Origin of the sequence: Streptomyces sp. WAC 04229, assembly GCF_003947455.1 — a bacterium.
Classification (GTDB): Bacteria; Actinomycetota; Actinomycetes; order Streptomycetales; family Streptomycetaceae; genus Streptomyces.
The window spans coordinates 1-18,157 of sequence record NZ_QHJH01000029.1; the positions used below are offsets into that span (position 1 = coordinate 1).

General features: G+C 74.6%; 13 protein-coding genes. 6 read left to right on the forward strand and 7 right to left on the reverse strand.

Translation table 11 applies throughout. The annotated features are described in order from the left end of the window. The 3 genes from DMH12_RS11220 to DMH12_RS11230 all read right to left on the reverse strand — a co-directional run. Positions 1-362 (reverse strand): FAD-dependent oxidoreductase (locus DMH12_RS11220; protein ID WP_125491427.1); only part of this gene is annotated, 362 nt, incomplete at its 3' end. Then, positions 359-1,765 carry an FAD-dependent oxidoreductase gene (locus tag DMH12_RS11225; RefSeq protein ID WP_125491428.1) on the reverse strand — a complete coding sequence of 469 codons (1,407 nt, stop codon included), beginning with the start codon at positions 1,763-1,765 and terminating at the stop codon, positions 359-361. The genes DMH12_RS11225 and DMH12_RS11220, both read right to left, overlap by 4 nt. Before the next feature lie 118 nt (positions 1,766-1,883). After that, entirely contained in the window at positions 1,884-3,323 is a 1,440-nt protein-coding gene (locus tag DMH12_RS11230; protein WP_125491429.1) for an FGGY family carbohydrate kinase, read from the reverse strand. Positions 3,324-3,597: 274 nt separating this feature from the next. Here DMH12_RS11230 and DMH12_RS11235 point away from each other — a divergent pair, with 274 nt between their 5' ends. From DMH12_RS11235 to DMH12_RS11255, 5 genes are all read left to right on the forward strand, one after another. Next, positions 3,598-4,599 carry a hypothetical protein gene (locus tag DMH12_RS11235; RefSeq protein ID WP_125491471.1) on the forward strand — a complete coding sequence of 334 codons (1,002 nt, stop codon included), beginning with the start codon at positions 3,598-3,600 and terminating at the stop codon, positions 4,597-4,599. 32 nt (positions 4,600-4,631) lie between these two features. Then, positions 4,632-6,176, forward strand: a complete 1,545-nt coding sequence (locus DMH12_RS11240; RefSeq protein ID WP_125491430.1) for an amino acid permease — start codon at positions 4,632-4,634, stop codon at positions 6,174-6,176. A gap of 214 nt (positions 6,177-6,390) precedes the next feature. Continuing rightward, positions 6,391-7,533, forward strand: a complete 1,143-nt coding sequence (locus tag DMH12_RS11245) for a mechanosensitive ion channel family protein (RefSeq protein ID WP_260474181.1) — start codon at positions 6,391-6,393, stop codon at positions 7,531-7,533. A 37-nt stretch (positions 7,534-7,570) separates the two neighbouring features. Beyond that, the gene (locus DMH12_RS11250; RefSeq protein WP_125491431.1) at positions 7,571-9,790 is read left to right on the forward strand and encodes an NADP-dependent isocitrate dehydrogenase; all 2,220 of its coding nucleotides are present in this window, start codon (positions 7,571-7,573) and stop codon (positions 9,788-9,790) included. Between the two features lie 83 nt (positions 9,791-9,873). Then, positions 9,874-10,671 (forward strand): N-formylglutamate amidohydrolase, encoded by a 798-nt coding sequence (locus tag DMH12_RS11255; RefSeq protein WP_125491432.1) that lies wholly within the window; start codon positions 9,874-9,876, stop codon positions 10,669-10,671. Positions 10,672-10,690: 19 nt separating this feature from the next. On the opposite strand, the gene DMH12_RS11260 is transcribed toward DMH12_RS11255, so the two are convergent. The 3 genes from DMH12_RS11260 to DMH12_RS11270 all read right to left on the reverse strand — a co-directional run bounded on the left by DMH12_RS11260 (position 10,691) and on the right by DMH12_RS11270 (position 13,289). After that, on the reverse strand, positions 10,691-11,212 hold the full coding sequence (locus DMH12_RS11260) for a hypothetical protein (protein ID WP_125491433.1): 522 nt from the start codon (positions 11,210-11,212) through the stop codon (positions 10,691-10,693). Beyond that, positions 11,209-11,784, reverse strand: a complete 576-nt coding sequence (locus tag DMH12_RS11265; RefSeq protein ID WP_125491434.1) for an RNA polymerase sigma factor — start codon at positions 11,782-11,784, stop codon at positions 11,209-11,211. The genes DMH12_RS11260 and DMH12_RS11265 overlap by 4 nt, the downstream gene beginning before the upstream one ends. A 71-nt stretch (positions 11,785-11,855) precedes the next feature. Further along, entirely contained in the window at positions 11,856-13,289 is a 1,434-nt protein-coding gene (locus DMH12_RS11270; RefSeq protein ID WP_125491435.1) for a S8/S53 family peptidase, read from the reverse strand. Positions 13,290-13,489: 200 nt separating this feature from the next. On the opposite strand from DMH12_RS11270, the gene DMH12_RS11275 reads away from it, so the two are divergent. Further along, the gene (locus DMH12_RS11275; RefSeq protein WP_260474185.1) at positions 13,490-16,267 is read left to right on the forward strand and encodes a CHAT domain-containing tetratricopeptide repeat protein; all 2,778 of its coding nucleotides are present in this window, start codon (positions 13,490-13,492) and stop codon (positions 16,265-16,267) included. Positions 16,268-16,286: 19 nt separating this feature from the next. Here DMH12_RS11275 and DMH12_RS11280 read toward each other — a convergent pair whose 3' ends face one another. Further along, positions 16,287-18,101: a helix-turn-helix transcriptional regulator gene (locus tag DMH12_RS11280; RefSeq protein WP_125491437.1), complete on the reverse strand. Its 1,815-nt coding sequence runs from the start codon at positions 18,099-18,101 to the stop codon at positions 16,287-16,289. Between the last annotated feature and the right edge of the window lie 56 nt (positions 18,102-18,157).

The following is an 18,157-nucleotide window of genomic DNA, read 5'->3' on the forward strand; positions in this document are numbered from 1 at the left end:
GCGCGGGGGCGTTCGCGGGCGCCGGTGGCGAGGAGGACGGCCCGGGCGGCGATGGTCTCGGCGCCCCGGGGTCCGACGGTGGCGAGGGTGCGGGGACCCGCCCAGTCGAGGGCGGTGACGCCGGTCCGTACGTCCGCCCCCGCGCGGACCGCCGCGTCGGCGAGCAGCCGGGCGTGGGCGGGCCCGGTCCGCGTGTGCGGCCAGGTGCCGAAGCCGCGGTGCGCGCAGTGGACCGGCGCTCCCCCGGCCCACCGCTCGCGCTCCAGGACCTCGACGCGCGCGCCGGTCGTCGCGAGCCGGGTCGCGGCCACGAGTCCGGCGGGCCCCGCCCCCACCACCAGGACGTCGACCTCGCGCTTCATCGCCGTGCCTCCTCGAACAGTTCCCGGACCGCGGCCCCGCAGTAGAAGCCCTGGCAGCGGCCCGCCCGGGCGCGGGTGCGGCGGCGCAGTCCGTCGAGGCCGCGGGGCGGGATCGTACTGGCGAGGGCGTCGCGGATCTCGCCGCGGGAGACGCGCTCGCACGGGCAGACGAGGACGCCGTACTCCGGGTCGGCGGCGATCAGGTCGGGCCGTTGGTGGGGGCGCGGGCACGTCTCGCCGAGGGAGGGCATGCGGACCGGCTCCGGGGGGCGTCGCGGACCGAGGTCGAGTCCGGTGCCGGCGAGGAGGCCGGTGACGTGCTCGGCGATGGCGAGGGAGGCGGTGAGGCCGGTGGAGCGGATGCCGCCGACGGTGACGCAGCCCTGGCCGGGGTGGGCGGTGATGCGGTAGTCGTCGTGCTCGGTGGCGGCGCGCAGCCCGGCGTAGACCGCGGTGACCTCCTCCTCCAGCAGCGCGGGGAGGATACGCCGGCCCTGCTCGCGCAGGCGGCGCAGGCCCTCGGCGGTGGACTCGGTGGCGCCCTTGTCGTCGAGGTCCTCGGCGGTGGGCCCGAGGAGGACGTTGCCGTGCACGGTGGGGGCGACCAGGACGCCCTTGCCGAGCGCGGTGGGGACGGGCAGGAGGATGTGCCGGACGAGTGCGCGGGCGAACGTGTCGTGGACGATGAGCTGGCCCCGGCGCGGGGTGACGGTGAAGTCGTCGTGGCCGAGTTGCCGGTCGAGGGTGTCGGCGTGCAGTCCGGCGGCGTTGACGAGGCGGCGGGCGCGCACGGTGCCGCGCGGGGTGGTCAGGTGGTGGACGCCGTCGTGGTGTCCGGCGTGTGCGACGGGCGCCTCGAGGTGCAGGTGGACGCCGGCCCGGACCGCCTGGGTGGCGTAGGCGAGGGTCGTCGTCCACGGGCAGACGATGCTCTCGCCGGGCACGTGCAGGGCGCCGAGCGCGCCGGGGCCGAGGTGGGGTTCGCGGGCGTAGAGGTCGGCGGGGCCGAGGACGCGGGTGTCGTGGTACTCGTTGCGCGCGGCTTTCTCGGCGAGGCGGGGCAGGGCGGCGAGCTGTTCCTCGTCCCAGGCGACGAGCAGCGCGCCCACGGGCTCGACGGGGATGCCGGACTCGGCGGCGTACGCGGCGAGTTCGCGGGAGCCGGTCCGTACGAGACGGGCCTCCAGGGAGCCGGGCACGGCGTCGAAGCCGGTGTGCAGGATGGCGGTGTTGGCCTTGGAGGTGCCCTGTCCGACGTCGTCCCGCGCCTCGACGAGCGCGACGCGCAGTTCCGGGTGGTGGGCGAGCCGACGCGCAATCGCGCACCCGACCACTCCGGCACCGACGATCACCACGTCGTACGGGTCCTCGGGCAGCGCGCCGGAGACGGTGACGGTCGTCATGCGGGGCTCCGTCCGGTACGGGCGCCCGTCGCGAGGGGTTCCCGGCGAACGTCACGCCGACCGCGGCGGCGCGCGTCGCGCCGGGCCCCCGGCGAGCGGCGCATCCACCCGACGCCCCTCACGCCGGCCCTCGGGCCAGCAGCACGTCGACCGCCCCGCGGAAGCGTGCGCGGCGGGAGGCGGCCTCGTCGGCGGTGACGCGGGGCTCGTAGACGGTGGTCGGGCCGGTGGCGGGCAGTGCGGAGGCGAGTGGCAGGGCCGGGTCCGCGCCGAGGCGGGCCAGCGCTCCCACGCCGAGCGCGGTGGCGTCCGGCAGGGCGGACACCTCCACGGGGAGTTGCAGGAGGTCGGCCTGGGTCTGCATGAGGAGCGCCGAGCGGGTGAGTCCGCCGTCGGCGCGGAGCACCTTCAGGGGGGTGCCGAGGTCGCCGGCGGCCGCGTCGGCGAGTTCGGCGACCTGGGCGGCGATGCCCTCGCACAGCGCGCGCACCAGGTGGCCGGGGGCGGTGTCCAGGCCGAGACCGGTGAGCGAGCCGCGCAGGTCGCCGCGCCACCAGGGGGCGGCGAGGCCGGCCAGCGCGGGGACGAAGGTGACGCCGCCGCTGTCCGGCACGGTGGCGCCGACGGGGTCGAGGTCGGCGGCGCCGGTGATGACGCCGAGGCAGGTGAGCCAGTGCACGGCGGATGCGGCCGTGTACACCTGTCCGTCCAGGCAGTACTCGGTGCGTCCGCCCAGCCGCCAGGCCACGCAGCCGGCCAGGCCCGAGGCGCCCCGTCGCGGGGTGTCGCCGGTGTGCGCGAGGAGGAACGCGCCGGTGCCATAGGTGCACTTGGCGGTGGAGGGCTCGGTGACGCGCTGGGCCAGCAGGGCCGCCTGCTGGTCGACGGCGAGTCCGGTGAGCGGGAGTTCGGGGCCGAAGGCGCTGGTCGTGCCGACCGGGCCGGCGTTGTCGACGACGTCCGGGAACGGCTCGTCGGAGAGGCCGTACAGCTCCAGGGCGCGGGGCGACCAGTCGGCGCGGTCGAGGTCGAGGAGCTGGGTGCGGGAGGCGGTCGCGGCGTCGGTGACGTGGGCGCCGGTGAGCCGGTGGACCAGCCAGCTGTCGGAGGTGGAGATCCGGCCGTCGCGGGTGAGGTGGCGTCGGATCCAGGCCATTTTCGGCGCGGCGAAGTACGGGTCGAGCGGCAGGCCGGTCAGGTGGCGCAACTCGTCGGCGTGGGGTGAGAGTTCGGTGCAGATCGGTTCGGCCCTGCGGTCCTGCCAGACCAGGGCGCGGGTGAGCGGGCGGCCGGTGTCCGGGTCCCAGGCGAGTACGGTCTCGCCCTGGTTGGCCAGGCCCAGCGCGGTGACGGGCCGCCCCGCCTCGGCGAGGGCCTGACGGCCGGCGTCGACCACCGAGCCGTACAGCTCCTCCGGGTCCACCTCGACCAGGCCGCCCGGCAGGTGGCGGGGACCGACCTCGGCGAAGCCGGTGCCGACGACGCCGCGTTCGGGACAGATCACTAGGGCCTTGGTGCCGGACGTGCCCTGGTCGACGGCGAGCACTGCACCGGTCATCGCGTCCCTTCCCGCCTCCCCCGCCGACGGCGTCGGCGATCACTGCGGGCCAGCCTGCCGCCGGGCGCGGACCCGCGTCAAGAGTGACTGCTGAGGCGTCAACTCGCCCTGATAGAAGCCGATTTGCACGGCTGTGCTGAAACTGAACAGAGGCGGAACCTCCGCCTCTATAGTGTCCGCCGACCGCACGACCGCTTCACCGCCGCCCAGGGGAGGGCTGTTTGTCACGCCACGCTGCCGTCCCGCCCGTACCACTCCCGGCAGCGGGCGCATGATGGCCAGGGACGGGACACAGCCCGCCTACGACCCCGCGGGCCACGACGCCGGACTGCGCTCCGCCCTTCAGGAGTTACGGGCCGGACGCTGGATGTCGATGCGCGCCCTGCTCGACGAGACCACGTCCTGGTCGCAGTGGACGCAGCGCACCCAGGTGCTGGCTGCGTCCGCCGCCGGTACCGACGTGGTGCGGGCCTGGCTCACCGAGGAGCCGCACAGCGTGCCGGCCGCGGTGATGCACGCCCGGGTCGTCGTGGAACGCGCGCTGCGGGCGCACCGCGAGGACCACCCGCGCACGCGGGAACTGTGGCTCCAGGCCTGGCACGCCTGCGACGCGGCGACCCGTTCGGCGCCGTACGACCCGGTGCCGTGGGTGTGCCTGCTGGCGCTGGCCCGGCTGGACGAGGAGCAGCGCTGGGACGAGCACCGGATGGCGCCGCCGGAACCCATGCTTCCGGCGGGGCCGTGGGGGCTGCTCGCACAGGCCGGCAAGCGGGACCCGTACAACCGCGAGGCGCACCACCGCATGCTCCAGTTCCTGTATCCGCGGGGCGGCTCCGAACGGCTCGCGCAGGCGGCGGGGTTCGCGCAGTGGGCGGCGGAGTCGGCGCCGCCCGGCTCCGCGCTGCACGTGCTGCCGCTGTACGTGCGGGTGGAGCGCTACCGGCGTTCGGGCGGGCGGGAGGCCGCCCTGGACCTGCACTGGGTGGCGGAGGACGCCACCCGGGAGGCGCGGCAGGCGTACCACTCGTGGTTCGCCCTCACCCCCCACGACGAGCGGTCCCAGCTGGACATGAACCACCTGGCGCACGCCCTGTGGGGCGCCCTGCGGTTCTCGGAGGCGGACCGGGTGTTCGACGCGCTCGGCCCCTACTGGACGCCGCAGCCCTGGGCCTGCCGGGTACCGGGGGCGGGCTCCTCCCAGCGGGCGGTGGAGGTCTTCCTCCAGGCCCGGACGCGCAGCCGGTCGGCCGCCCACGGCGGTGGCCGCCAACCCTGACCCCCCACACCCTTCCGTTCCGGAGGTTTCGTATGTCCCGCCCTTCCGAACCGTCCGTCCCGGGTGCGCGCGCCGGGTCCGGCGCCGCGACCGACGAGGAGCAGCGTCTGCGCGAACTCGGCTACCGGCCGGTGCTGGCCCGCCGCATGGGTGGCTTCGGCAACTTCGCGATCAGCTTCTCGGTGATCTCGATCCTGTCCGGCTGCATGACCCTGTACGGCTTCGGCATGGGCACCGGCGGCCCCGCGGTGATGCTGTGGGGCTGGGCGGGCGTCGGCCTGTTCGTGCTCTGCGTCGGGATGGCGCTGGCCGAGGTCACCAGCGCGTATCCGACGTCCGGCGCGCTGTACTACATGGCCGACCGGCTCGGCGGACGCCGCTGGGGCTGGTACACGGGCTGGCTGAACCTGCTGGGGCTGCTCGGCGCGATCGCCGGGATCGACTACGGGGCGGCCCTGTTCACGGGCGCGTTCCTGAACCTCCAGTGGGGCTTCGAGCCGACGCCGGAGAAGACGATGCTGATCTTCGTCGTGATCCTGATGCTGCACGCCACCCTCAACCTCTTCGGCGTGCGGCTGGTCAGTGTCCTCAACTCGGTGAGCGTGTGGTGGCACCTGGCCGGTGTGGCGCTCATCGTCGGCGCGCTGGTGATCGTCCCCGACCACCACCAGTCGCCGTCCTTCGTCTTCACCGAGTTCGTCAACGACACCGGCTGGGAGAACCCGCTGTACGTCGCGGCGATCGGGCTGCTGCTGGCGCAGTACACGTTCTCCGGCTACGACGCCTCGGCCCACCTGTCCGAGGAGACCTCGAACGCGTCGGTGTCGGCGGCGCGCGGCATCGTGCGGGCCATCTGGGTGTCGTGGCTGGCGGGCTTCGTGCTGCTGGCCGGACTGACCTTCGCGATCCAGGACTACGCGGCCACGCAGAACACGGCGACCGGGGTGCCGCCCGCGCAGATCCTCCTGGACGGCCTGGGCACGGACGGCGCGAGCGCGCTGCTGCTCGTGGTGATCGTGGCGCAGCTGTTCTGCGGCAACGCCGAGGTGGCCGCCGCCAGCCGCATGGTGTTCGCGTTCAGCCGGGACGGTGCCCTGCCCGGCTCTGCCCTGTGGCGCAAGGTCTCCGCCCGCACCCAGACGCCGGTGGCCGCGGTGTGGCTGTCGGTGGTGGTGGCCGGTCTGCTGGCCGTGCCCTCCCTGTACTCGGCGACGGCGTACGGCGCGGTGACCGCGATCAACGTCATCGGCATCACCCCGGCGTACGCCATCCCGGTGCTGCTGCGGCTGCGGGCGGGCGACCGGTTCACGCCGGGGCCGTGGAACCTGGGCCGGTGGAGCAGGCCGGTCGGGTGGGTCGCGGTGGTGTGGGTGGCGTTCGTCACCGTGCTGTTCTGCCTCCCCCAGTCGTCGCCGGTGACGGTCGACACGATGAACTACGCGGCCGTCGCCCTGGTCGTCGTACTGGTTTTGGCCACGGTGTGGTGGTTCGTCGCCCGTCGGTCGTACGGCACTCCGACGACCGCGGCGTACGGCGACGACCGTGAGCAGGCGGAACTCGCCGAGGGGATCGTCTGAAACGCCTCTCCCCGCCCCCGTGCGCGGTACGGAACACCGCTCGGGATACGGCAGGATGAGCCCTCGCGCCGGTCGAACTGCCTTGCGACCGGCGCGAGCGCACATCTGGAATCCAGTAGCCATCGAGTGATCGAGCAGGTGACGACGTGACGCGAGCTCACATCAGGCCGTCGGCGGGGAACTTCGCCGCGGCGGGGCCCCGTGGAGGTGGCCGGTGACCGACGACCTGACCATGGACCACCTGGTGCCCGCGGGCATCGCGCTGGGGTCGGGCCTGCTGGGTGCGTTCCTGCTGCGGATGCTGCTGCGCTGGCTGGCCGGCCACGCGGGGCGCACCCGCTGGAGCGGCGACGACGTCATCGTGGCCGCGCTGCGCACGATGGCGCCGTGGGTGGCGGTCTCCGCCGGTGCGGCCGGCGCGGCGGCGGCGCTCCCGCTGACGCGGGCGGTGCAGCACCACGTCAACCAGGTACTGACGGTCCTGCTGATCTTCGTGGCGACGGTGACGGCGGCGCGGCTGGTCGCCGGTCTGGTGCGGTCGGTGACGACGTCCCGTTCCGGGGTGGCCGGGTCGGCCACGATCTTCGTCAACATCACCCGGATCCTGGTGCTGGCCATCGGCTTCCTGGTGATGCTGCAGACGCTGGGCATCTCCATCGCGCCGCTGCTCACCGCGCTGGGCGTGGGTGGTCTGGCGGTCGCGCTGGCCCTCCAGGACACGCTGGCCAACCTCTTCGCGGGTATCCACATCCTGGCCTCGAAGACCGTGCAGCCGGGTGACTACATCCAGCTCAGCAGCGGCGAGGAGGGGTACGTCGAGGACATCAACTGGCGGCAGACCACCGTCCGCGACCTGTCCAACAACCTGGTCGTGATCCCGAACGGCCAGCTCGCGCAGTCCAACATGACCAACTTCATGCGGCCCGAGCAGCAGCTGACCATCCTCGTCCAGGTCGGCGTCTCCTACGACAGTGACCTGGAACACGTGGAGCGGGTGACGATCGAGGTGGTCGCCGAGGTGATGGCGGAGATCACCGGCGCGGTGCCCGAGCACGAGCCCGCGGTGCGTTTCCACACCTTCGGCGACTCGCGCATCGGCATGACGGTGATCCTCGGCGTCGGCGAGTTCAGCGACCAGTACCGGATCAAGCACGAGTTCATCAAGCGCCTGCACCGGCGCTACCGCACGGAGGGCATCCGCATCCCGTCGCCCGCCCGGACGGTCGCGCTCCAGCAGGGGGCCGTGGTGTTCCCGCAGCAGCGGACGGGAGAGCCCGACGACGCCCCGCACGCCGGATTCGTCCGGAATCTCCCGTCGAACCCCAGTCGAGTCGACGCCGAGCACGAGATATCTTGATGTCGAGCAATGTTGCAGACGTGGAGCGGAGCACCCGGTGACTGACTCGACCATCATCTACACACACACTGACGAGGCCCCGGCCCTGGCGACGTATTCGTTCCTGCCGGTGATCCGGGCGTACGCCTCGCAGGCGGGTGTCGCCGTCGAGACCCGCGACATCTCGCTGGCCGGCCGCATCATCGCCGTCTTCCCGGAGTACCTGGCCGAGGACCAGCGCGTCCCGGACGCCCTCGCGGAACTCGGTGAGCTGGCCAAGACGCCCGCCGCCAACATCATCAAGCTGCCGAACATCTCGGCGTCCATCCCGCAGCTCAAGGCCGCGATCGCCGAGCTCCAGGGCCAGGGCTACGCGCTTCCTGACTACCCGGACGACCCGAAGACCGACGAGGAGCGCGACATCCGCGCCCGCTACGACAAGGTCAAGGGCTCCGCGGTCAACCCGGTCCTGCGCGAGGGCAACTCCGACCGCCGCGCCCCGGCCTCGGTGAAGAACTACGCCAAGACCCACCCGCACCGCATGGGCGCCTGGACCGCCGACTCCAAGACCAATGTCGCGACCATGGGCGAGAACGACTTCCGCTCCACCGAGAAGTCCGTGGTGATCGCCGAGGACGGCGCGCTGCGGATCGAGCTGGTCGGCGACGACGGCACCACCACGGTGCTGCGCGAGTCGGTACCCGTGAAGAAGGACGAGGTCGTCGACGCCTCCGTGCTGCGCGTCGCCGCGCTGCGCGAGTTCCTGACCGCGCAGGTCGCCCGCGCCAAGGCCGAGGGCGTCCTGTACTCCGTGCACCTCAAGGCCACGATGATGAAGGTCTCCGACCCGATCATCTTCGGCCACGTGGTCCGCGCGTTCTTCCCGAAGACCTTCGCGAAGTACGCCGACAAGCTCGCCGCGGCCGGCCTCACCCCGAACGACGGCCTCGGCGGCATCTACAAGGGCCTGGAGTCGCTGCCCGAGGGCGCCGAGATCAAGGCCTCCTTCGACGCGGAGCTGGCCGAGGGCCCGGAGCTGGCCATGGTCGACTCCGACAAGGGCATCACCAACCTGCACGTGCCCTCGGACGTCATCATCGACGCCTCCATGCCGGCCATGATCCGCACCTCGGGCCACATGTGGGGCGCGGACGGCCAGGAGCACGACGCCCTCGCCGTCATCCCGGACTCCTCCTACGCCGGCGTGTACCAGGCCGTCCTCGACGACTGCCGCGCCAACGGCGCCTACGACCCGTCGACCATGGGCTCCGTCCCGAACGTCGGCCTCATGGCGCAGAAGGCCGAGGAGTACGGCAGCCACGACAAGACCTTCGAGATCCCGACCACCGGCACGGTCCGCCTGGTCGACGCCGACGGCAACGCGGTGCTGGAGCAGACGGTCTCCGCCGGCGACATCTTCCGCGCCTGCCAGACCAAGGACGCCCCGATCCGCGACTGGGTGAAGCTGGCCGTCACCCGCGCCCGTGCCACCGGCGACCCGGCCGTCTTCTGGCTGGACGAGGGCCGCGCCCACGACGCCAACCTGATCGCCAAGGTCAAGGCCTACCTGCCGGAGCACGACACCGAGGGCCTGGACATCAAGATCCTCTCCCCGGTCGAGGCGACCAAGCTGTCGGTGGAGCGCATCCGCCGCGGCGAGAACACCATCTCGGTCACCGGCAACGTGCTGCGCGACTACCTGACCGATCTCTTCCCGATCCTGGAGCTGGGCACCAGCGCCAAGATGCTGTCGGTCGTCCCGCTGATGGCGGGCGGCGGCCTCTTCGAGACCGGTGCCGGCGGCTCGGCCCCGAAGCACGTGCAGCAGCTGGTCAAGGAGGACTACCTGCGCTGGGACTCCCTCGGTGAGTTCTTCGCCCTGGTGCCGTCCCTGGAGCAGTACGCGGAGGCCACCGGCAACACCAAGGCCCGGGTCCTCGCCGACGCCCTCGACCGCGCCACGGCGACCTTCCTCAACGAGGACAAGTCCCCGACCCGTCGCGTCGGCGGCATCGACAACCGCGGCAGCCACTTCTACCTGTCCCTGTACTGGGCGCAGGAGCTGGCCAAGCAGACCGACGACGCGGAGCTGGCCAAGGCCTTCGCCCCGCTCGCCGAGACGCTCACCGCCGCCGAGCAGAAGATCGTCGACGAGCTGAACGCCGTCCAGGGCAAGCCCGCCGAGATCGGCGGCTACTACCAGCCCGACCCGGCCAAGGCCGCCGCGGTCATGCGCCCGTCGGCCACCTGGAACGAGGCGCTGGCGTCCCTCGCCTGATCCTCAGACGTTCCCCGGCACCCCGTCTCCTTCTCCGGGAGGCGGGGTGCCCGTCTGTGCCGTCCGAGCCCCGGAGCCGCCCCGTGACCGACGCCCCGCCCGCCTTCGAGCTGCTGCCCGGCGCTCCCGGGTCCCCCGTGATCCTCCACGTGCCGCACTCCTCCCGCCGGATCCCCGCCGACGTCCGCACCGGCATCGTGCTCACGGACGCCGCGCTGGAGCGGGAGCTGGACCACATGACCGACGCGCACACCGCCGAGATCGCCGAGCGGGCCGCAGGGCTGGCCGCCCTCACGCCGTGGCGGTTCGTGAACCGGACGTCGCGGCTGGTCGTGGACCCGGAGCGGTTCCCGGACGAACGGGAGGAGATGGCCGCCGTCGGCATGGGCGCCGTGTACACGCGGACCTCGCACCGCGAGGTGCTGCGCGCCGCCGGCACCGACCCCGGACCGCTGGTCGAGCAGTACTTCAGGCCGTACGCGCGGGCGATGACCGAGGCGGTCGCCGGCCGGCTGGCGGCGACCGGGCGGGCCGTCGTCGTCGACGTGCACTCCTACCCCACCGAGCCGCTCCCCTACGAGCTGCACGGCGAGGGCCCGCGCCCGGCGGTCTGCCTCGGCACCGATCCGTTCCACACCCCGCCCGGGCTGCTCGCGGCGGCCCGGGCGGCGTTCGCACCGTGCGGGGAGACCGGCCTGGACAGCCCCTTCGGCGGGACGTACGTACCGCTGGACTTCTACGGGCGGCGGCACGAGGTCCGCGCGCTGATGGTGGAGATACGCCGGGACACCTACATGACCGAGCCCGGCGGCCCGGCGGGGCCCGGCCTGACCCGCCTCGCGCGGTCACTCGCGGCGCTGGTGGACGCCGTGCCGGCCTGACCCGGCGGCCGCCGCCGGGTCAGGCGCGCAGCCACTCGGTGACGACCACCTCGCCGCCGGTCCGCAGCCGCAGCGCGAACGGGCCCGCGGGCGGGGCGTCGCCGGTGAACCGGCCCATGTCGTCGGCGGTCAGCCGGGCGTGCGCCCGCGGACCGCTCAGCACCTCGATCCCGGCCGGGCCCGGCGGCAGCACCTGGCCGATCAGCCCGTCCGCGGTGACCTCCACGTCGACGGTCACCCCGTCGCTGCGGAAGGTCAGCATCCGCGGCGGGTCCGTCTCCCCCCGGACCGGGATGGCGTCGACCAGCGAGTCGAAGGTCAGCTCGGCGACGCGGGCGTCGAGGTCGTGCAGCGCGAAGGCGTCGACGGCGACCTGGCGCAGGCCGGCCGGAACCGGGTCAAGGATCGCGGCCGCCTGCCGCAGCTCCTCCTCCAGCAGGCCGTCGTCCGGGTCGTCGTCCGCGAACGCCCCCTCGGGAAGTCCGTCGCGGGGCCCGGCGAAGTCGTCGAGCCCGTCGAAGTCGTCGTGCCGGTCGCTCATGCCGTCCCCCGTGTCTCCAGCCGGGCCCGCAGCCGGCGCAGACAGCGCTGGCGCATGGGTCCGATGCTGCCCACCGCGATCCCCAGCGCGGCGGACACCTCCTGATAGCTGGGCGGCGGCGAGGCGATCAGCACCCGCAGCAACTGGCGGCACCGCTCGCCCAGTTCCTCGAACTCCTGCCACAGCCGGCGCACCCGCTCGGTCTGCGCGGCGGCCTCCTCGGAGTCGAGCACCGACTCCTCCGGCGTACGGTCCTCGCTCGGCCGGTCGAGCAGCTGCGGGTCGTCCGTCGGCGTCCACCGCTTCGAGGCGCGCAGCAGCTTCAGGCACTCGTGGCGTGCCGTGCTCGCCAGCCAGGAGCCGGTCTTCTCCGGTTCGCGGATCCGCCCCAGGTGCTGGGCGAACCGGAACCAGGCGGTCTGGTACACCTCGTGCGCGTCGGCGTCGGACAGCCCGTGCGCCCGCACGACGGACCACACCAGCGGGCCGAGCCCGTCCACCAGTGACTTCCAGGCCGCCGCGTCCCCGTCGGCGGCCGACCGGACGAGCGCCCCGACATGTGCACGGTCCACGGTCCCACCCCTCGTGTACGACACGTCATCGTACGCCGTGGAGCGAGTGCTTCCGGCCGCCGTCAGGACGCTCACGACCCGCCGGCCGACGGGTCGACGGTGACCGGGTGCCAGGTGGGCGGCAGCAGCGCGGGCACGTGCGCGCCCCGCACCTCCGCGTACTCGGTGTTGGCCGCGAGGAGCTGCGTGCGGGCCGCGCGCGGGTCGGTCTCCTTGTGCGCGGTCATGTGGGCGGCGACGAGACCCGCGACCACGGGGGTGGCGAACGAGGTGCCGCTCCACTGCGCGTGCCCCTCGAACATCACCTGGTCCGGCTTGGCGGGTGCCTCGCCCGGCTCGCTCAGCACCCCGTTGTGCCGGGGGTACTGGCAGGTGCAGGGATAGGCGAACCCGAACCGGCAGGCGTCGTAGGTGGAGTGCTGGTAGACGTACGGCACGGGGGTCCCGAACCCGGTCAGCGCGCTGGTGAGGCGCTCGCCCGGGGCGTAGACCTTGACCCAGCCGCCGTGGTTGCTGAAGCAGGCGCCGAACTCGCCGTCGGAGCGCAGCGCGCCGACCGACAGCACCGAGTTCTCCCAGCCGGGCAGGTCGGCGTAGGCGGCGGGCCAGAACGGCGTGGCGCTGGCGTTGTTGCCGGCGGCGGCGACGAGCAGGGTGCGCTGGTCGCGCAGTTCCTCCATGAAGGCGTGCACCCCGAGCAGGCCGTCCACGCGGCCGTTGGAGGTGCCGGCGGAGAGGCTGAGGACCTCGGGCCAGCCGCCGCGGTCGACGGCCTCGAAGAGCTTCTCGCCCAGCTCCGACTCCAGGATGGCCCCGGCGTCGTTGAGCGTGCCCAGGACGGTCACGTCGGTGTTGGGGGCGACGGCGGCGACGAGCCCGGCGATGAAGGTGCCGTGGCCGACGTACTGCAGCAGGACGCCGTCGTCGTCGCACTCCTTGAGCTGGGCGTCGCCGTCGGTGTGGGCCAGCAGCGGGTAGGAGCGGTAGTCGTTCATGAGGCCGGTGTCGATGACGAGGACGCCCACGGCGGTCTCCTCGTCGTACGGCGTACCGGCGGCGGCCGGGTTCGGCGGCTCGCTGACCGGGACCGGTACGGGTTCGTCGCCGGGGCAGGCGTTGACGGCGATGGAGACGACGTGGTTGCGGCTGATCAGCCGGCGCCCCGCGCGACCCTCCACGGTCCGCAGGGAGCGCAGGGCGTGGGCGACGGTGGAGTCGGTGCCGCGGTCGCCCTCGTCCGCCTCGCCGACCCGGATGCGGGTGATGCCGGTGCGGTTGGTCTCGGGGCCGGCGCGGCGCACGGAATCCGAGGTGAGTCCGGACATGGCGGTGAAGTGGTCGCGCACGGTGTCCTCGACGATGCGGGCCTCCTCGCCGTCGCGGGCGAGGACGACGCCCTTCTCGTAGAAGAACTCGGCGGAGTCGTCCGGGCCCATCGCCAGCGGGATGTCCGGCATCGAGCGCTGGATCTGGTCGAACTGCTCGTGGAATCGCTGTGGTGCCATGGCATGTCCTCCACGTCGGCGGCGGTGACGGCGGTCGTGGCCGCGTCCGGCTGCGGTCTGGCTGCGGCCGGGGCCGCGTTCTTCAATCAGAGTCCCGGGGCGGCCGATTGATACAGACTCGAACCTGTGGGGTGTGGTTCCGGAGCACTACCATCCGTGGGGTGACGGCGGGAAACGACTCGGTTCTCCAACTGCTGCCCATGGTGTTCGCCGCCCCCAACGAAGCGCTGGCGCGGGCGGAGGAACTGCTCGCGGCCGATCCGTCGCCGCTGCACGCCTCGGTCGCCCACCAGGTGATCGGCATCTGGCAGCGGGACTTCGGCGACACCCGGCTGGCCCTGGCCCACCTGCGGCGCGCCCGGGATCTGGCCTCCCGCGCGGACTCGCCCGAGCGGGAGGCGGACGTCCTGGCCACGCTCGGGGTCGCGTTGGTGCATTCCGGGCGCACGCGGGAGGGGCTGGCCGCGTTCGAGCGGGGCGTGGCGCGCGGCACCGGGCACACCAGGGCGCGGGTGCTGTTCCGGCGGGCGTACGTCTGGTGGGTGCTCGGGCGGCACCGGGAGGCGCTGGAGGACGTGCGGCGGGCGATCCCCGTACTGCGGCAGGCGGACGACGTGATCTGGACGGCGCGGGCGCTGACGCTGCGGGCGACCGTGCACCTGGCGCTGGGCTCGGTGGAGCGCGCGGACGCCGACTTCACGGCGGCGGAGCGGCTGTGGGACACGACCGGCCAGGAGCACGACAAGGCGGACGCGGTGGAGAGCCGGGGGCTCGCGGCGTTCCGGTCCGGTGACGTGCCGGCGGCGCTGCGGCTGCTGGACGAGGCGGAGGAGCGGTACGCGAAGCTGGGCACGCCGACGTTCATGCTCACCATCCGGCGGTGCGAGGTGCTGATGGCGGCGGGGCTGGCCACGGAGGCGCTCACCGAGGCGGACGCGGCGACGGCCGCGCTGGACGGGATCGGCGGGCAGTCCACGCGCAGGGCCGAGTTGCTGCTGGTCGCCGCGCGGGCGGCCCGGCTGGCGGGCGAGCCGCGGACCTCGCTGGCGCGCGCGGCTCTGGCGGTGCGGCTGTTCGCCGGGCAGCGGCGCACCTGGTACGAGACGCACGCCCGGCTGGTGCTGCTGGAGGCGCGGGTCGCCACGGGGCGCGCGTCGGGGCGGCTGGTCGCGGACGCGGCGGCGGTGGCCGAGCGGCTGGCCGCCTTCGGGGCACCGGCCGCGCCGGAGGCGTCGCTGCTCGCGGGCCGGATCGCGCTCGGTCTCGGCTGGACGGCGGACGCGGAACGGCATCTGGCCGTCGCCGCGCGCAGCCGGCACGGCGGACCGCCGCTGGCGCGGATGACCGGCTGGGCGGCGCAGGCGCTGCGGGCCCGGGCGGCGGGGTCGGCGCGCGGGGTGCTGGAGGCCTGCCGACGGGGCCTGGACGTGCTCGACGACCACCGGATGACGCTGGGCGCCTCGGAGCTGCGGGCCCGGGCCACGGCGCAGGGGGCCGAACTGGCGGCGCTCGCGCAGGAGGCCAGTCTGGTCTCGGGCGGGCCGCGGCGGCTGCTGGTGTGGAGCGAGCGCTGGCGGGCGACGGTGCTGGCGGCGCCGCCGACCCGGCCACCGGCCGATCCCGCGCTGCTGAGCGGCATGACGGCGTTCCGGGAGATCGCCGCCCGCGCGGAGGAGGCCCGCACGGACGGCGGCCGGCCCGTCCCCGCGCTGGAGCGCGAACAGCGGCGCCTGGAGCGGGAGATCCGCTCCCGCACCCTGCACATGCGGGGCGGGGCGCCCGGCGACGGCGACCGGTTCGACGTCGGGCGGCTGCTGCGGCGGCTGGGGGACGACGTACGGCTGGTGGAACTGGCCGTGCTCGACGGGCGGGTGCACGTGCTGCTGTGCGGACAGGGGCGGGTGCGGCGGTTCGCGGCCGGGCTGCTGGCGGAGGCGGAACGGGAGGCGGAGCACGTGCAGGCCGGGCTGCGGCGGCTGGCCCACCCGGGGGCGGAGGCGCGGCTGCCCCTCGTGGAGGCGGCGGGCGCGCGCCTCCAGGAGCTGCTGCTCGGCCCCGCCGCGGCCCACCTCGGCTCCGGTCCGGTGGTGGTGGTCCCGCCCGGCCGCCTGCACCGGGTGCCGTGGGCCCTGCTGCCCGCGCTGCGCGAGCGGGTGCTCAGCGTGTCGCCGTCGGCGAGCAGCTGGCTGCGCGCGAGCGACACGGCCCCACCGCCCGGCGGCCGCCAGGTCCTGGTCCGCGGCCCGGGACTGGCGAGCGGCGGGGCCGAGGTGACGGAGCTGGCGGAGCGGTACGGGGCGGTGGGGGCGCCGGGCGTGGCGGCGCCGGGCGGGACGACACCCGGCGCGCCCGGCACCGGCGCGTACAGGGGGCCGGGGGACCGGACGGACGGGACTCCGGACCGCGCCGACGGGACGCCCGGCCGCACGGACCGGGCGCTCGGCCCGGCCGACGGGTACGGCGTCCCGGGCGGCGGGGCCGGGTCCCCCGGCCGTCCCGTGCCGCGGCCCACCGTGCTGGAGGGCGACGCGGCGCGGGTGCCGCGGGTGCTGCGGGAGTTGGACGGGGCCGCGTTGGCGCACATCGCCGCGCACGGCACCTTCCGTGCGGACAGCCCGCTGTTCTCGTCGCTGCGCATGGCGGACGGGCCGCTCATCGTGCACGACCTGGAGCGCCTCGACCGCAGCCCGTACCGGATCATCCTGTCCTGCTGCGACACCGCGCGGTTCGCGTCCGTCGGCGCGGACGAGCTGCTCGGGCTGGTCACCGCGCTGCTGCCGCTGGGCACGGCAGGCGTGGTGGCGTGCAGCGCGCCCGTCAACGACGCCGCGGTGGTGCCGCTGATGCTCGCCCTACACAAGGGCCTGGACGCCGGTCTGTCGCTGGCGGAGGCGCTGCGCGACGCGCGGGCCGCGCTGCCGGGCGACGCGGTGCACCAGGCGACCGGCTGGGCCTTCTCGGCGTTCGGCGCGGCCTGAGACCTCGCCGACGGACGCGTCAGGCGGGCTGGGACTCGGGCAGGTCCATCAGCCAGGGCAGGGCGCCGCGGTCGCCGGCGCCGAGGCGGGTGTAGGCGCCGTAGAGGTGGTTGCCGACGGTGCGGACGGACAGGGTGAGGCGCTCCGCGATCTGCCGGTTGCTCAGACCCGCGGCGGCCAGCGTGACGATCTGCCGCTGGCGGGCGGTGAGTTCGCCGAGCACCAGTGCGGACAGGGCCGGGGTGCGGGCGCCCTGGCAGCGCCTGGCGAGGGCGGCGGCGCGGGTGCGGGCGGTACGGGCGGCGCGCGGGTCGCGGTGGGCGGGCACCGCCTGGGCGTGCGCCTCGGCCGCGAACAGCAGGAAGCCGCGCCGCTCCAGCTCCTCGGCCACCCGGTCGAGCGCGGGTCCGTCCTCGCGCGCGAGGGCGTCGGCGTGCTCGGCGAAGACGCCGGTCAGCCGCCCGGCGGCCCGGTCGGGGGCGCCGAGCCGCACGGCGTCGTACGGGTCGTCGGAACCGGCCGCGCGGAGGGCCTCGTCGAGGTCGCCGCGCGCGGCGGCGGCCCAGGCGGCCGTGCCGTGGCTCCCCGCCGACGTCTCGCCCGACTGGGCGGTGGCCAGGGCGAGTTCACTGAGGCAGGAGGAGTCGTCGAGGCTCGTCCGCAGTCCCTCCCGGGCCCACGCGGCGGCCTCGCTCAGCCGCCCGCGCAATCGGGCGAAGCGGGCGCGCAGCGCCGCGTACCCGGCGGGCAGCGGCGTTCCCTCGGCCGCCAGCCACTCCCCCACGGGCGTCTCCAGCTCCGTTACGTCGGCCTGTTCGATGCGCAGCGCGAGGGCGGCCCGCTCCACCTCCAGGGCGGGGCCGCACCGGTCGGGGGTGCGGGCCAGGCGCCGGGCCCGCAGCCGGCCCGTGGCGGCGCGCAGTACCGGGCCGTGCAGGGGGTGGGCGAGCCGGGCGGTGCCCCGGTCGTCGACCGTGACCAGGCCGTCGGCCTCCAGGCGCTCCAGGATCCGTACGTCGAGATCGTCCGGGTCGAGGGGCAGGGGCTCGGCGAAGGCAAGGCGTTCGAGTGTCTCGCGCTCCTCGGGGCGCTCGCGGTCGAGGAGGGGCGCGGTGCGTTCCCGCACCCCCGCGGTGATCGGTACCGGCCCCCGCCAGGCCCGCTGGTCCGTACCGGGCACCGGCAGGAGCAGGTCGTGCTCGCGCAGGGCGGCCAGCAGGTCGCGCAGCAGCCGCAGGTCCCCCCGGCACAGGCGGTGCAGCCGGTCGGCGGTGAGGGGGTCCAGGCGAGTGCCCGCCCCCGCCGTGAGCAGTTCGGCGGTCTCCTCGCGGGGCAGCGGTTCCAGGGCGAGGCGCGGCAGCAGTTCGCCGGACCACAGCCGGGACACCGCGCCCGGTACGGCGGCGCCCTCGGTGGCGACCACCAGGAGGCGGGTGCGGCCGTGCACGGCGAGCTGGTGCACCAGGGCGGCGGAGGCGCTGTCGAGCAGGTGCGCGTCGTCGACCAGCAGCAGCCGTACGCCGGACAGCAGGTGCAGCGCGCGGTGCAGCGTGACGCCTTCGGGCAGCAGGTGGGCGAAGGCGGCGAAGGGGATGTCCCGGGCCTCGGGCGTGCCGGCCGCGCGGGCGCAGTCCAGGCCGCGCAGGGCCTCGGTCACGAGCCGGGTCTTGCCGAAGCCCGCCGGGCCCGTCACCACGAGGCCGCCCCGTCCGGCGGCCACGGACCGGCGCACCAGCTCCAGTTCGTCCGTCCGCCCGGTGAACGGCCAGGGCGTCCAGGGCGTCTTCGCGTCGCGCAGAGAAGTCGTCACGACAACATGAGCCGGCCTACTCATCCCTGATACAGGGTGACTTGAGTACCCCCCGACTCAGGCGCCGGATCCCGGCCGGA